The organism is Collimonas sp. OK242, assembly GCF_900107095.1.
In the GTDB taxonomy this organism is placed as follows: Bacteria; Pseudomonadota; Gammaproteobacteria; order Burkholderiales; family Burkholderiaceae_D; genus Collimonas.
This window is the reverse complement of the sequence record NZ_FNOR01000012.1, coordinates 142911-158008: the sequence shown is the minus strand read 5'-3', so window position 1 is coordinate 158008 and position 15098 is coordinate 142911. Positions and strand designations below refer to the sequence as shown.

Sequence of the window (15098 nt, the reverse complement as noted above, 5' to 3'; positions counted from 1 at the left end):
CTGCCTCCTTACGCCACATCCAGGATTGCGGCGGCGAAATCTTGCGCCGCCTCCTGCGGCAGATTATGCCCCGCAACCGGGATCACCCGGCGCTGATACGGCCCGGTAAAAAATTTCTCGTGCTGTTCGGAACCGCCTTTCAAACTGACGCCATCGCCGGCGCCGTCCAGCACCACGGTTGGTACGCTGATCGGCGGTTGCGCGGCCAGCAGCAACTCCGTTGCCTCAAGCGCCGGATCGCCAGGCGCCAACCCGAAACGATGGCGATAGGAATGGATGACGACGTCAACGAAATCGGGGTTATCGAAAGAGACGGCGCTGCGCCGGTATGTCGCCTCATCGAAATGCCAGTTGGGCGACCATAGTCGCCACAGCAATTTGCAAAACGCGTAGCGATCCTGTTGCAGTCCGGCCCGGCCACGCTCGCCGTGGAAATAGTATTGATACCAGTAGCGCAATTCGTTTTCCGGCGTTTGCGGATTTACCGATGCGGCAATATCCTGGATGTTGTAACCATCCAGGGACACCAGGCCGCGTGCGCGCGCCGGCCACAGGGCAGCCACGATGCACGCTGCGCGGCCGCCCCAGTCATAACCCGCCAGCACCGCATCCGGGATCGCCAAAGCATCCATCAATGCCAGCAAGTCGTGGGCGAGCGCCGCCTGCTGGCCGGAACGCGGCGTATCGGCAGACAGGAATCGCGTCGGCCCGAAGCCGCGCAAATAGGGCGTGATGACGCGGCAACCTGCTGCGGCCAGCACCGCCGTCACATCATCGTAGGCATGGATATCGTATGGAAAACCGTGCAACAGCAAGACCGTAAGGCCGGTGGCAGCGCCGCTCCCGCTCTCGTTGTAGGCAACATTCAGAACGCCGGCATCGACTCGCTTTAACATGGCCTTGCTCCGATTTGTTTTCACTGTGAACAGTACGCATCGATAGTTAGTCGCTATCTTCTAATTTTTTTATTGATGCTGCAATGCGATGCGTGGGTTAATAAAAAGAAATAAAAGAACGATCGTTCATTTTTATTCAGCTTTCCGATGTATGCAGTTTTAATACCGCAGCAATCGTCATCCAGCAATTCCTTGCCGCAAAACCCGGCCCCCGCCTTACTGTGACACAGAATAATCAAACATAAATAAAGGAGAACGTCGCATGCGCATTTCGTCTCTGTCCATCCTATCTGGAATTGTCTTGACGCTGGGCTTGAGCCTGGCCTCCTCTGCCGCCAATGCCGAGTTGTGCCGCAACGCCAGTTCGGCGGAAGCGGCAAGCTACACCACGCCCATGCAGTCCCCGGGGATTGTCTCGCCGATAGACGGAACCTGCTGGATCCCCGCCATGACCATCGCCAGTTTCGACGGCACCAAATTGGCGGCCAACCTGTTCCTGCCCAAGCGCAGCAGCAGCGATCAGAAATTCCCCGCCATCGTGATGATCGCCAGCTGGGCCGCACCCGGCCGTGTCGAATATATCGGCCAGCAGCAGAAACTGGCGCAAGACGGCTATGTCGTGGCAAGCTATACCGCGCGCGGCTTCTATCTTTCCGAAGGGCAGGTCGACGTCGCCGCGCCGGAAGATGCGCGCGATGTCTCATCGGTGCTCGACTGGCTGCAAGCCAATGCGCCTATCGACATCAACAACGTCGCCGCCAGCGGCATTTCCTACGGCGCCGGCCTGTCGCTGATCGCACTCGGGCAAGATCCACGCTTCAAGACCGCGGCCGCCCTGTCTGGCTGGGCCACCCTGGCGGACCAGCTTTACACGGCCGGCTCGCCCAACCAGACCTGGGCCACTGTCCTCGGCCTGGCCGGCAGCGTCACCGGCAGGCCCGCGCCAGAAGTGAATCAAAACATACAAGCCCTGCTTGATCCCAGCACCAGCGCGGCCAGAATTGCGGACATCACTACCTGGGCCAAACCGCGCTCGCCATCCACCTATGTGGCAGCCATCAACAAACGCAATGCGCCGGTGTTCATCAGCAAGAACTTCCAGGACGACATGTTCACGCCGAATTCTTCGCTGGCGATGTTTGCCGCCCTCAGCGGTCCTAAGAAGATGCTGCTTAACGCGGGCATCCATGCCTCCGCGGAATTGCCCGGCGCTCTGCTGGGCGCTCCCAATTATCCCTACGACCAGGCGCATCGCTGGTTTAACCGCTGGCTGAAGGGAGAGCAAAACGGCGTCGATACCGAGCCCAAGGTCACCATGCAAATCAAATTCAGCGACCGCCGCGAATCGTTTTCGACCTGGCCTGCGCCCGAGTTGAGCAACCAGACTTATTACCTGGCTCCGCGTGGCGCGATCCGCTTCGATCTCAGTTGCTTCTGCGGCAAAGGCGACAAAGGAAGCATTTCTAGAGCGCCCAATCAGAGCACCGACTCCGACCTGATCCAGAATCTGTTCGACACCACTGCCAGCAGCGGCCTGATTCCTATCCTGTCCACCCTGGGCGAAACTCTCAATGTGCCGGTGATCAACTCTCTGCTGACAGTCAGCCTTGCCGCCGGCGTACGCTATGAGGCGCCGGCGCTCGCCGCCGCGCAAAAAATCAGGGGCATTCCGAAATTGAATTTACGCGTCACGCCTTCGCAGGCACGTGCGCAAGTCGTCGCCTATCTGTATGACGTGGACGCCATCGGCATCGGCGTCTTGATTACCCACGGCGCGACTACCCTGCATTGGGCGACGCCGGGCCAGACTGTCGATTTCCCGATTGAATTCTCGGCCACGGCATATGATGTGCCGGCCGGCCATCATATTGGCGTCGTGCTGGATACCGCAGACAGCCTGTATGCCTCTCCGGTGAATCCCGGCGAACGGTTTGGCGTGCGCTTTGAATTCAATCCGAGCCGACAATCAACCTTGACCTTGCCAACCTTATAGCGCCGCCACGGCAACTTGCGCGGCTTTGCCGTGCAAATTGCCTGGCCACCTTTTAATGCAGGCCGGCACTGCCGGCGTTCGTCGGGATCGACTCGATCATTTGGTGTATCCTGCCGGGATGAACAGCGAAACCGACATCCAACTCAGCGGGCCATTCAGCGTTACCGACGCAACCGGCCGTAGTCATAACATAAAAGCCATTCGCATTTTCGACGAAGGCTATGGAATCATCGACGTCTATATCGACTTCGCCTCGGCGATCGGCAAAGACCGTCTGTATGAAGACAAAATACTGATCGCCCAGGTCCTGGGCCAGTTGCGCAAGATCGGTTATGTCGGCCCGGACTTCGGCCACGGCGATCTCGGTTTGCAGGACGACAAACTGATCGTGCTGGAAGCACCTGAAGAATTCAATGCCTTTGCGGCAAGCAAAGGCTGGAAAAACCTGGCTGACGAATTTGCCGAAGAAGATGACCCGGAGATAGGCGACGACAATGGGCAGGCGCCATCAAGCTCGAAACTTGACGCTCTCAAGAATAAATTCAAAACCTAGTTCTTACTGAAAACGTCATATCGACCTCAACAATATGCTTACCACCATCGAGCAGCTGGAAGAAATTTATGGAAAACCGCATGAGCGCTCATTGTGGAAAGAAATAGATTACCTGAACGAAGACTACCAGGCCTTTGTCAAAGCCTCGCCATTTGTGGTGTTCGCTTCCAGCGGCCCGGAAGGCATGGATTGCTCGCCCAAAGGAGACGCCCCGGGTTTCGTCCAGATTCTGGATGAACGCACGTTGGCGATTCCAGACCGTCCTGGCAACAACCGTATCGATACCCTGCGCAACATCATTGCCGATCCGCGCATCGCGCTGCTTTTCATCGTACCCGGCGTCGGCGAAACCTTGCGCGTCAACGGCCGCGCCGAAATTTCCGCAGAGCCCGCGCTGCTCGAACGATTCGCGGTGGATGGCAAGCTGCCGCGCACAGTCATCATCGTCAAGGTAGAAGCGACTTACTTCCACTGCTCAAAGGCAGTGGTGCGCTCAAAACTGTGGGACCCGGCCCGGCAAATTGAACGCGCCAGCTTTCCAAGCCCCGGCGCTATCCTGAAGCGCCTGAGCAGCGGCGGTTTTGACGGCGACGCTTACGACCGTGACTTGCCGGAACGCGTGAAAGCGACCCTCTATTAAACCATGACAGTTTACGTGGCCCTTTTGCGCGCAATCAATGTCGGCGGGACCGGCATATTGCCAATGAAAGAACTTGCTGCCTTATGCAGCGGATTGGGCTTCAACCATGTCCGCACTTATATCCAGAGCGGCAACGTGATCTTCGACAGTCCGCTTGGCGAAGATGTCGTGCAGCAGGCGTTGGAACAAGCGTTGGACAAAAAGATGGGTAAGCCGGTCGATGTCTTGCTGCGCACTGCCGCGGAGTTGGGCGCCATACTGAAAGCCAATCCCTTCCCTGCGGCGGAGCCCTCGAAAGTCGCGGTGGTTTTTTGCAGCGGCAACCTGCCCAAAGGCTGGCTTGAATTGCTGCGCATCCCTGGCAACGAGCAAGTCCAGCCGGGGAAGAAAGAAATCTATATTCACTATCCCGAAGGCATGGGCAAATCAAAACTGAAGCTGCCGCCGTCAACCGGCGCCGCTACTGCGCGCAATATCAACACGGTGGCCAAGCTGCTCGCGCTGGCCGTCGCACTACCCCTCACCTAAGCTCTGCCAGCTTTTTGTTGTCCTTGCCGTCTAAGGAAGCATGGATTGCGAGGCGTTAATTTAACCAAAAAAGCTCGCCGCAGCGAGCTTTTTTCACACTGGATCCAGTTGTCAGAACTGGTTCATCGTGTTGTCTTTACCAGATGCTTTCAGGGCAGCTTCGCCGCTGAAGTAATCTTTGTGATCATCGCCGATGTCTGAACCGGCCATATTCTGATGCTTGACACAAGCGATACCCTGGCGGATTTCCTTGCGCTGAACGCCGGCAACATAACCCAGCATGCCCTGGTCACCGAAATATTCTTTTGCCAGGTTGTCAGTAGACAGCGCGGCAGTGTGATAAGTCGGCAGAGTAATCAGGTGATGGAAAATACCGGCTTCACGCGCTGAATCAGCTTGGAAGGTGCGGATTTTTTCATCTGCAGCAATTGCCAATTCAGTTGCGTCGTATTCAACGCTCATCAGTGCAGCGCGATCATAAGCGGAAACGTCTTTGCCTTCGCTTTTCATGATGTCGAAAATTTGCTGACGGAAGTTCAGTGTCCAGTTGAATGATGGGCTGTTGTTGTACACCAGCTTGGCATTTGGAATAACTTTACGAATCGCATTGACCATGCCGCCGATCTGAGCGATGTGCGGCTTCTCGGTTTCGATCCAAAGCAAGTCGGCGCCGTTATGCAGAGATGTGATGCAATCCAATACGCAACGCTCTTCGCCGGTGCCGGCGCGGAACTGGAACAAATTGCTAGGCAAACGCTTAGGGCGGAGAAGCTTGCCGTCGCGCTTGATGACAACGTCGCCGTTGTTCATGGATTCAGTAGAAACTTCTTCAACGTCCAGGAAGGAGTTGTATTGATCGCCCAAATCGCCCGGCTCGCGAGTTACCGCGATCTGCTTGGTTAAGCCTGCACCCAATGAGTCGGTACGCGCCACGATCACGCCGTCGTCCACACCCAGTTCCAGGAACGCGTAACGTACCGCACGGATCTTCGCCAGGAAGTCTTCGTGAGGAACAGTTACTTTACCGTCTTGATGGCCGCACTGCTTTTCATCGGAAACCTGGTTTTCTATCTGGATACAGCATGCACCCGCTTCAATCATCTGCTTAGCCATCAGGTAGGTCGCTTCAGCATTGCCGAAACCGGCATCGATATCGGCAATGATGGGCACAACGTGGGTGACGTGGCTATCAATTTTGTCCTGGATCGCTTGCTTGGCAGCGCCTTGAGCAGCGTCTAATTGGCGGAATAAACCGCCCAGCTCACGTGCATCGGCTTGACGCAAGAACGTGTACAGCTCTCTGATCAGGTCGGCTACGGCAGTCTTCTCGTGCATGGACTGGTCAGGCAACGGCCCGAATTCAGAGCGCAGCGCAGCAACCATCCAGCCAGACAGGTACAGATAGCGACGGTCGGTGTTATTGAAGTGCTTCTTAATGGAAATCATCTTCTGTTGACCGATAAAACCGTGCCAGCAACCCAAAGACTGGGTGTATTTGGACGAATCAGCGTCGTAGTTTGCCATGTCATCGCGCATGATCTTGGCTGTGTACTTGGCGATATCCAGACCGGTTTTGAATCTGTTCTGGGCGCGCATGCGTGCGGCGGACTCTGGATTAATCGCGTTCCAGGCACTACCTTCTTTGTCTTTCAGGCCGGCAATGGCTTTGATGTCGTCTTGATATTGTGACATGTGTATATCCTAGATAATAAAGCAAGGTTAAAAAAAACGTATTGTGTGTCGGTGCATCTGTTCACCCTCGTACGAAAACCAGGGTGGTGAAATCGAAGAAAACTGCATGGGACAATAATAGCCGTTTTTTTAGATATCGACCATGTCTTATATAAGACATATGACTAAAATTAATACGTTTATTTTCAATTACTTATATATTGTTTTTTGCTATGTGAAATTAATTTTCAAAAAAACGAATCCGATTTCCTGATTCGCTTCGCACTCGCATCCCACAATGTGGAGCCAATTTTTCGTATCGTGGAAAACGTGGCCGCGCCAGCGACATCGAACTTGCCGTTTGACGAGTGGAGCGGCGCCCTCGTCCGGAGCAGCTGAAGCGGGCTATGAATCCGGTGCAATGATTTGGATAGTTCAATTGCATCGCCGGAACTGGCGATTTTGGAGAAAAAAGTAGTTTTATACCAAGGCGTGACCTGCTGCTCGCAGGTGTATAGGAAGGCTTACCCGGATTGGGGCGCCGGGGATACGCCGATCTTGATTTACGATTTTGATTTATTCAGCAACGCATCTTCGCGTTAAAACTTGCAAGAGCAACGGAAATGCAAATTTCGACACATCGCCGCCAAGGATGGCAATTTCATGCACGATGGTCCCGGTATTCCAGCAAAGCTGCCAGTCACGGATTCATACACGCCGGCAGCGCAGCAACGCGCTGCCGGACCGGCGTAGTCACTCAGAACGCGTCGCCAGGCACGCGTACCCATCCCTCCATCAGCACCCGGGCGCTGCGGCTCATGATGGCTTTGCTCACGCTCCATTCGCCGTTGGCCTGGCTGGCTTCCGCACCCACCCGCAAGGTGCCTGAAGGATGCCCGAAGCGCACGGCGTTTTTCACACCGCCGCCGGCGGCAAGGTTCACCAGCGTGCCGGGGATCGCGGCGGCGGCGCCAATCGCAACCGCCGCCGTACCCATCATGGCGTGATGCAGCTTGCCCATGGACAGCGCGCGCACCAGCAAGTCGATATCGCCAGCGGCGACCTGCTTGCCGCTGGAGGAAACGTAGCTGGCTGGCTTGGCGACGAACGCCACTTTTGGTGTGTGCTGGCGCTTGGCTGCTTCATCGAGCTGCTTGATGAGGCCCATGCGCAGCGCGCCATGCGCGCGAATGGCTTCAAATTTGGCCAATGCCTCGACATCGCCGTTGATGGCGTCCTGCAACTCGGTGCCGGTATAGCCGATCGCTTCCGCGTTCACGAAGATGGTCGGGATACCGGCATTGATCATGGTGACCTTGAGCGTGCCGACTCCCGGAACCTCGAGCTCGTCAACCAGGTTCCCGGTGGGGAACATGGATCCGCCCTCGCCCTCCCCGTCGGCTGCCGGCGCCATGAATTCAAGTTGCACCTCCGCCGCCGGGAATGTGACGCCGTCGAGCTCGAAGTCGCCGGTTTCCTGCACCGCGCCATTGGTGACGGGTACATGTGCGATGATGGTCTTGCCGATATTCGCCTGCCAGATGCGTACAGTCGCCATGCCGTTCTGCGGAATGCGGCTGGCATCAACCAGGCCGCTGGCGATAGCGAATGAACCAACCGCAGCGGACAGATTGCCGCAGTTGCCGCTCCAGTCGACAAATGCTTTATCGATGGCGACCTGACCGAACAGGTAATCGACATCGTGACCGGGCTTGCCGCTCTTGGACAGGATCACCGTCTTGCTGGTGCTCGAAGTCGCCCCGCCCATGCCATCAATCTGCTTGCCGTAAGGGTCCGGGCTGCCGATGACACGCAGCAGCAACGCATCACGTGCAGCGCCGGGCAGCTGCGCTGCTTCGGGTAAGTCTTGCAGGCGGAAGAACACGCCTTTGCTGGTGCCGCCACGCATGTAGGTGGCGGCAATCTTGATCTGGGGTACGTGGGCCATTGTATGTTGTCCTGTTCAGGCAGCCGTTGACGATTCGAGGAAGTCCTGCGCGAAACGCTGCAGCACGCCGCCCGCTTCGTAAATCGAAACTTCTTCCGCAGTGTCAAGGCGGCAGGTCACAGGCACTTCCACGCGCTCGCCGTTCTTGCGATTGATAATCAGCGTCAGGGTTGTACGCGGTGTACGTTCGCCAATCACGTCGAAGGTTTCGCTACCGTCGATGTTCAGGGTGATGCGGTTGACGCCGGGCTTGAACTCCAGCGGCAGCACACCCATGCCGACCAGATTGGTGCGGTGGATGCGCTCAAAGCCTTCCGCCGCGATGGCTTCCACACCCGCCAGACGCACGCCTTTGGCGGCCCAGTCACGCGAGGAGCCCTGGCCATAGTCGGCGCCGGCGATCACGATCAGCGGCTGCTTGCGCTCCATGTAGATTTCGATGGCTTCCCACATGCGAATGATCTTGCCCTCGGGCTCCATGCGGGTCAGCGAGCCCGCTTTCACTTTGCCGCTCATCTCGCCATTTTCTCGCACCATTTCATTCCTCAGGGTGGGATTGGCGAAGGTGGCGCGCTGGGCGGTGAGGTGGTCGCCGCGATGGGTGGCATAGGAGTTGAAGTCTTCCTCAGGCAAACCCATCTTGGCCAGGTACGCACCCGCTGCGCTATCGAGCATGATGGCGTTCGACGGCGACAGGTGATCGGTGGTGATGTTGTCTCCCAACACCGCCAGCGGCCGCATGCCTGTCATGGTCCGCGCGCCAGCCAGTGCACCTTCCCAGTAAGGCGGGCGACGGATATAGGTGGTCTGCGGACGCCAGTCGTACAGCGGGCTGACTTTCTCGCCGTTATCGGCGACCACCGCAAACATCGGCTCGTAGACCTTGCGGAACAACTCCGGCTTGACGCTGGAGGCGACGATGGCATCGATTTCTGCATCGGACGGCCAAATGTCTTTCAGCGTCACAGGATGGCCATCGGCGTCGATACCCAGGACATCTTTCTCGATGTCGAAACGGATGGTGCCGGCGATCGCGTAGGCCACCACCAGCGGCGGCGAAGCCAGGAAAGCCTGCTTGGCGTAGGGGTGGATACGGCCGTCGAAGTTACGGTTGCCCGAGAGGACGGCGGTGGCGTACAGATCGCGCTCCACCACTTCCTTCTGGATAAGCGGATCCAGCGCGCCGCTCATGCCGTTGCAGGTGGTACAGGCAAAGGCCACCACACCGAAGCCCAGCGTTTCCAGTTCCGGCAACAGCCCGGCGGCTTCCAGATACAGTGCGACCGTCTTCGAGCCCGGCGCCAGCGAGCTCTTTACCCAGGGCTTGCGAGTGAGGCCCCGGGCATTCGCGTTGCGCGCCAGCAGACCGGCGGCGATCATGTTGCGCGGGTTGTTGGTATTGGTGCAGCTGGTGATAGCGGCGATGATCACGGCGCCGTCCGGCATCAGTCCTGGCTCGTTCTCGACCTTGCCGCTGATGCCGCGTGCAGCCAGTTCGGAAGTCGGCACGCGATTGTGCGGGTTGGATGGTCCTGCAATGTTGCGCACCACGGAAGACAGGTCGAATTTGATGACGCGTTCGTACTCGGCGTGCTTCAGGCTGTCGGCCCAGAGGCCGGTTTGCTTGGCGTAGATTTCCACCAGCTTGACCAGCGCATCGTCGCGACCGGTGAGCTTCAGGTATTTGATGGTTTGCTCGTCGATGTAAAACATCGCGGCGGTGGAGCCGAACTCCGGCGCCATGTTGGAAATGGTCGCGCGATCGCCCAGCGTCAGGTGGGAAGCGCCTTCACCGTAGAACTCGAGATAAGAGGACACAACCTTCTGCGCACGCAGGAACTCGGTCAGCGCCAGCACGATGTCGGTCGCCGTGATGCCCGGCTGCGGCTTGCCGCTCAGCTCAACGCCGATGATATCCGGCAGGCGCATCCAGGAAGCGCGGCCCAGCATCACGCTTTCGGCTTCCAGACCGCCGACGCCGATGGCGAGCACGCCCAGCGCATCCACCATCGGGGTATGGCTGTCAGTACCGACCAGGGTATCCGGGAAGGCCACGCCATCTTTCACCTGCACCACCGGCGACATGCGTTCGAGGTTGATCTGGTGCAGGATGCCGTTGCCCGGCGGGATCACGTCGACGTTCTTAAACGCCTTCTTGGTCCAGTTGATGAAATCGAAGCGGTCTTCGTTACGACGGTCTTCGATGGCGCGGTTCTTGTCGAACGCATCCGGGTCGAAACCTCCGCACTCAACCGCCAGCGAGTGGTCTACCACCAGCTGTGTCGGCACCACCGGATTGACCAGGGCTGGGTCTCCGCCCTGGGCGGCAATCGCGTCACGCAGGCCCGCGAGGTCGACCAGTGCGGTCTGGCCCAGGATGTCATGGCACACCACGCGAGCCGGAAACCACGGGAAGTCCAGGTCGCGCTTGCGCTCGATGAACTGCTTCAGGGAGTCGGCCAGGGTCGCTGGTTCGCAACGGCGCACGAGGTTTTCGGCCAGCACGCGCGACGTGTAGGGCAGTTTATCGTAGGCGCCCGGCTGGATGGCGTCGACCGCGGCACGCGTGTCGAAAAAATCCAGCTTGGTGCCTGGCAGGGGTTTGCGGTTTGCTGTGTTCATGGCTAAGTCGGGAAAGAAGGCATCACCTGGTTGCGTCATTCCCGCGAACGCGGGAATCCAAATTGCCGGCGACGGCAGGGAAAATGGATCCCCGCGTACGCGGGGATGACGGAGTTTTTAGAGGTCGCTTTAAATGACTAGCGTTTGCCGATCGGCACAAACTCCAGATTATCCGGGCCGACATAGTTGGCCGAAGGACGAATGATCTTGTTGTCGATGCGCTGCTCGATCACATGCGCGGCCCAGCCGGACGTACGGGAAATCACGAACAGCGGCGTAAACATCGCAGTCGGCACACCCATCATGTGGTACGAGACGGCCGAGAACCAGTCCAGGTTCGGGAACATCTTCTTGACTTCCCACATCACCGACTCCAGGCGCTCGGCGATGTCGAACATCGCAGTCGAGCCCGCTTCCGCCGACAATTTGCGCGCCACTTCCTTGATGACCTTGTTGCGCGGATCGGACACGGTATACACCGGATGGCCGAAACCGATCACCACTTCCCTGTTCTCTACCCGGCTCCTGATGTCGGCTTCCGCCTCATCCGGATTATCGTAACGCTTCTGGATTTCAAACGCGGCTTCATTCGCGCCGCCGTGTTTCGGGCCACGCAAAGCACCGATTGCGCCGGTGATCGCGGAGTAGAAATCAGAGCCTGTGCCGGCAATCACGCGGCTGGTAAAGGTGGAGGCATTGAATTCGTGTTCCGCGTACAGGATCAGCGAAACGTGCATCGCTTTTTCCCATGAGGCGGATGGTTTCACGCCATGCAGCAGGTGCAGGAAATGAGCGCCGATGGAATCGTCGTCGGTCTCGACTTCGATGCGCCTGCCGTTGCTGCTGAAGTGATACCAGTACAGCAGCATGGAGCCGAAGGAGGCCATCAGGCGGTCGGCGATGTCGCGCGCGCCCGGCGCATTGTGGTCGTCTTTTTCAGGCAGCGTGCAACCCAGCGCCGAGACGCCGGTGCGCATCACGTCCATCGGGTGCGATGCGGCAGGCAGCGCTTCCAGCGCGGCCTTGACGCTGGCCGGCAAGCCGCGCAGCGACTTCAGTTTTGCCTTGTAGCCCTTGAGTTCGGCGGCAGTCGGCAACTTGCCGTGTACCAGCAGATAGGCGATTTCCTCGAACTCGCAGGTGTCGGCGATATCCAGGATGTCATAGCCGCGATAATGCAGATCGTTGCCGGTTTTACCGACCGAACACAGTGCAGTATTACCTGCGGTCACGCCGGACAGCGCGACGGATTTTTTTGGTTTGAAACCGCCTGCAGCTGCTTGTGTGCTTGCTTGTGCTTCACTCATTTTTTCGTCTCCTGACGGCAAGGAATAGGTGTAATTAATTAATTAATGCGGATGTCTTATTTCTTCTGGGCCGCAAACAGGGCATCCAGATGCTGTTCGAAATCGTGATAGTTGATCCGGTCATACAATTCCATGCGTGTCTGCATGGTGTCGACCACATTCTTTTGCGTGCCGTCGCGGCGGATTGCTGTGTACACGTTTTCTGCCGCCTTGTTCATTGCACGGAAGGCCGACAGCGGATACAGCACCAGCCCGACATCGGCTGATTTCAATTCTTCTACCGTAAACAGCGGCGTGGAGCCGAACTCGGTGATGTTGGCCAGTACCGGCACCTTGACGGCAGCGGCAAACTGCTTATACATCGCCAGCTCCGTAATCGCTTCCGGGAAGATCATGTCGGCGCCGGCTTCGACGCAGGCCATCGCACGATCCAGCGCCGATTCCAGCCCTTCCACTGCGAGCGCGTCGGTACGCGCCATGATCACGAAATTGTCGTCGGTACGGGCGTCGACCGCGGCCTTGATGCGGTCGACCATTTCCTGCTTGCTGACGATTTCCTTGTTCGGACGATGGCCGCAGCGCTTGGCGCCGACCTGGTCTTCTATGTGGATCGCTGCCGCGCCGAACTTGATCATAGCTTTGACGGTGCGCGCCACATTGAAGGCGCTGGCGCCGAAACCGGTATCCACATCGACCAGCAAAGGCAGGTCGCAGACATCGGTGATGCGGCGCACATCGGTCAGCACGTCGTCCAGATTGGAGATGCCGAGGTCGGGCAAGCCCAGCGAACCGGCCGCGACACCGCCGCCGGACAGGTAAATCGCCTTGAAACCGGCGCGCTTGGCCAGCAATGCGTGATTCGCGTTGATTGCGCCTATCACTTGCAGCGGGGATTCTTCTTGCATCGCCTTGCGGAAGGCGGCGCCTGCGGAATATTGACTCATGTCTTCTCCTGATGGATTGCGGATGTGTTTCATGCAGACGTCTGCACCGTGACTTTCCAGCTATACAGCAATCGCCGTGCCAAGCAAAATGCAATGATAACAAGGCCGGCGGAAAACGAAAATAAACCAATAAAATCAATTATTTAAGCAATAAAATTGCAAATAATTAAATTAATAGAATTCGAGTACATGCAACGGAATTGTTTCAAATCATGTTACATTTATGAACGATGAAACGTTCACATTAATCATATTTGAAACATGCCGCCCTCACCTCCCGCTCCGCGTGACGCCAGCAACGCCAGCCAAAAGCCGGTGATCTGGACCGTCTCGGTCTCCCGCCTGTCCGACCTGTTTCGCGACATTACGCTGGAATACGACGACCGCGCGATTATCGAACCCATTCATCTGGGATTCGACGAGGCCGCGCGCCATATCCGCGAACGGATGGAAACCGAGCGCTGCGATGCGGTGATCGCTGCCGGCTCCAACGGCGCCTACCTGAAAAGCCGGCTATCGGTGCCGGTCGTGATCGCCAAGGCCAGCGGCTTCGACGTGCTGCAGGCATTGTCGCGTGCGCGCCAGATCACGCCCGACATCGGCATCATCACTTACCAGTCCACGATGCCGGTGCTCAAGGAATTCCAGAATGCATTCGGTTTCAACATTCAGCAACGCGACTACGCAACCGAAGAAGATGCGCGGGCGCAAATCAATGAACTCAAGGCCGGCGGCGTCAAGGCGATTGTCGGCGCCGGCCTGATCACCGATCTGGCCGAAGAAGCCGGCCTGGCCGCAGTATTCGTCTATTCCGCCGCATCGATCCGCCAGGCCTTCGACGACGCGCTGGAAATCGCGCTCCTGGCGCAACTGGAATCGAACCGCAGCCACAGCCGTAGCACGCCGTTGGCCGACACGCTGCGCGCCAAGCATGGCCTCAACGATTTGCGTGGCGACTCGCCGATGATGGAAACCCTGCGCCAAGCTATCGTACTGTATGCCAAATCGCAGGCCACGGTGTTGATCCAGGGCGAAACCGGCACCGGCAAGGAACTGGTGGCGCAAGCGATTCACCGCGAAAATCCGCGCGCGCTCATCGGCAACAAGCCGTTTGTCGCAGTCAACTGCGGTGCAATTGCAGAATCGCTGCTGGAGTCGGAATTGTTCGGCTATGAAGAAGGCGCATTCACCGGCTCGCGCCGCGGCGGCCACGCCGGCCTGTTCGAAGCGGCCCATCGCGGCACGCTGTTTCTGGATGAAATCGGCGAAATGCCGCTGGCGCTGCAAACCCGTTTGCTGCGGGTACTGGAAGAGCGCGAAGTGGTGCGAGTCGGCGGCACCCGGCCGATTGCGGTGGATGTCCGCATCATCAGCGCCACTCATTGCGACCTGGAGCAGCGCGTACGCGAAGGCCGTTTCCGGGCCGACCTGTTTTATCGCCTGGCCGTGCTGCGCCTGACGCTGGCGCCCTTGCGTGAACGCCCGCAAGACCTGATCGCGCTGGCCGAATGGTGCCTGAAAAAAGCGCTGGCAGCCCTCGGCGCCCGCCCGCACCCGAATCTGCATGCTGAAATCGTCGCTTGCGCGCCCCTCCTTGGCGCCTATGCCTGGCCCGGCAATGCGCGCGAAGTACGTAACCTGATGGAAAGGCTGGCATTGTTCCTGGCGGCTGAACCGCTGCAGGCGCTGTCCCCTGCCTTCATCCTCAGTGTCGCGCCGGAATTTGTCCGGGCATCGATGCCCGGGCCGGCAATCGCACTGCCGACCGCAGTGGCAACATTAACTGCCGCACCGGCGACCACTGAGAGCATCGCGCAAGTGCTGGCCCGTTTCGGCGGCAACCGCGAGGCGGCAGCGAAGCATCTCGGCATTAGTCGTACCACGCTATGGCGCAAGATCAGGAACCAATGATCGGCAGCGTTACGTGGTTTCAGAGGCAATTAATTGGGAAGCAATGGGCAGTATCGACATGCGTCAGAGAGAAGCCGCATGGATA

11 protein-coding genes are annotated in these 15098 nt (G+C 58.1%); 5 read left to right on the top strand and 6 right to left on the bottom strand.

Features of this window, described 5'->3' with window-relative positions; translation table 11 throughout:
- Positions 1 to 8: 8 nt before the first annotated feature.
- Complete coding sequence (locus tag BLV81_RS15055) at positions 9 to 896, bottom strand: alpha/beta fold hydrolase (protein ID WP_092357659.1); 888 nt, start codon at positions 894 to 896, stop codon at positions 9 to 11.
- Between the two features lie 262 nt (positions 897 to 1158).
- Between BLV81_RS15055 and BLV81_RS15050 the strand changes: the two genes are divergently transcribed.
- From BLV81_RS15050 to BLV81_RS15035, 4 genes are all read left to right on the top strand, one after another.
- Entirely contained in the window at positions 1159 to 2889 is a 1731-nt protein-coding gene (locus BLV81_RS15050; protein WP_092357657.1) for a CocE/NonD family hydrolase, read from the top strand.
- A gap of 118 nt (positions 2890 to 3007) precedes the next feature.
- A complete protein-coding gene (locus BLV81_RS15045) occupies positions 3008 to 3442 on the top strand; it encodes a hypothetical protein (RefSeq protein ID WP_092357732.1) in 435 nt (144 codons plus the stop codon).
- Positions 3443 to 3476: 34 nt separating this feature from the next.
- On the top strand, positions 3477 to 4082 hold the full coding sequence (locus BLV81_RS15040) for a pyridoxamine 5'-phosphate oxidase family protein (protein WP_092357655.1): 606 nt from the start codon (positions 3477 to 3479) through the stop codon (positions 4080 to 4082).
- 3 nt (positions 4083 to 4085) lie between these two features.
- Positions 4086 to 4610 (top strand): DUF1697 domain-containing protein, encoded by a 525-nt coding sequence (locus BLV81_RS15035; RefSeq protein ID WP_092357653.1) that lies wholly within the window; start codon positions 4086 to 4088, stop codon positions 4608 to 4610.
- A 111-nt stretch (positions 4611 to 4721) separates the two neighbouring features.
- Here BLV81_RS15035 and BLV81_RS15030 read toward each other — a convergent pair whose 3' ends face one another.
- The 5 genes from BLV81_RS15030 to prpB all read right to left on the bottom strand — a co-directional run bounded on the left by BLV81_RS15030 (position 4722) and on the right by prpB (position 13102).
- Positions 4722 to 6302 carry an isocitrate lyase gene (locus BLV81_RS15030; protein ID WP_092357651.1) on the bottom strand — a complete coding sequence of 527 codons (1581 nt, stop codon included), beginning with the start codon at positions 6300 to 6302 and terminating at the stop codon, positions 4722 to 4724.
- Between the two features lie 736 nt (positions 6303 to 7038).
- On the bottom strand, positions 7039 to 8229 hold the full coding sequence (prpF, locus tag BLV81_RS15025) for a 2-methylaconitate cis-trans isomerase PrpF (RefSeq protein ID WP_092357649.1): 1191 nt from the start codon (positions 8227 to 8229) through the stop codon (positions 7039 to 7041).
- A gap of 15 nt (positions 8230 to 8244) precedes the next feature.
- Complete coding sequence (gene acnD / locus BLV81_RS15020; RefSeq protein WP_092357730.1) at positions 8245 to 10851, bottom strand: Fe/S-dependent 2-methylisocitrate dehydratase AcnD; 2607 nt, start codon at positions 10849 to 10851, stop codon at positions 8245 to 8247.
- A 137-nt stretch (positions 10852 to 10988) separates the two neighbouring features.
- Positions 10989 to 12158, bottom strand: coding sequence for a bifunctional 2-methylcitrate synthase/citrate synthase (gene prpC / locus BLV81_RS15015; RefSeq protein WP_092357647.1), 1170 nt, complete (start codon positions 12156 to 12158; stop codon positions 10989 to 10991).
- Between the two features lie 56 nt (positions 12159 to 12214).
- Positions 12215 to 13102, bottom strand: coding sequence for a methylisocitrate lyase (prpB, locus tag BLV81_RS15010; protein WP_092357645.1), 888 nt, complete (start codon positions 13100 to 13102; stop codon positions 12215 to 12217).
- Positions 13103 to 13363: 261 nt separating this feature from the next.
- Between prpB and prpR the strand changes: the two genes are divergently transcribed.
- Positions 13364 to 15013, top strand: coding sequence for a propionate catabolism operon regulatory protein PrpR (gene prpR / locus BLV81_RS15005; RefSeq protein ID WP_092357643.1), 1650 nt, complete (start codon positions 13364 to 13366; stop codon positions 15011 to 15013).
- Positions 15014 to 15098 lie beyond the last annotated feature (85 nt).

What these genes read in the sequence shown, in the direction of transcription:
- BLV81_RS15045 (WP_092357732.1), top strand. Translation starts at nt 3,008, where the DNA reads ATGAACAGCGAAACCGACATCCAACTCAGCGGGCCATTCAGCGTTACC.
- acnD (WP_092357730.1), bottom strand. Translation starts at nt 10,851, where the DNA reads ATGAACACAGCAAACCGCAAACCCCTGCCAGGCACCAAGCTGGATTTT.
- BLV81_RS15040 (WP_092357655.1), top strand. Translation starts at nt 3,477, where the DNA reads ATGCTTACCACCATCGAGCAGCTGGAAGAAATTTATGGAAAACCGCAT.
- prpC (WP_092357647.1), bottom strand. Translation starts at nt 12,158, where the DNA reads ATGAGTGAAGCACAAGCAAGCACACAAGCAGCTGCAGGCGGTTTCAAA.
- prpB (WP_092357645.1), bottom strand. Translation starts at nt 13,102, where the DNA reads ATGAGTCAATATTCCGCAGGCGCCGCCTTCCGCAAGGCGATGCAAGAA.
- BLV81_RS15050 (WP_092357657.1), top strand. Translation starts at nt 1,159, where the DNA reads ATGCGCATTTCGTCTCTGTCCATCCTATCTGGAATTGTCTTGACGCTG.
- prpR (WP_092357643.1), top strand. Translation starts at nt 13,364, where the DNA reads ATGCCGCCCTCACCTCCCGCTCCGCGTGACGCCAGCAACGCCAGCCAA.
- BLV81_RS15035 (WP_092357653.1), top strand. Translation starts at nt 4,086, where the DNA reads ATGACAGTTTACGTGGCCCTTTTGCGCGCAATCAATGTCGGCGGGACC.
- BLV81_RS15030 (WP_092357651.1), bottom strand. Translation starts at nt 6,302, where the DNA reads ATGTCACAATATCAAGACGACATCAAAGCCATTGCCGGCCTGAAAGAC.
- prpF (WP_092357649.1), bottom strand. Translation starts at nt 8,229, where the DNA reads ATGGCCCACGTACCCCAGATCAAGATTGCCGCCACCTACATGCGTGGC.
- BLV81_RS15055 (WP_092357659.1), bottom strand. Translation starts at nt 896, where the DNA reads ATGTTAAAGCGAGTCGATGCCGGCGTTCTGAATGTTGCCTACAACGAG.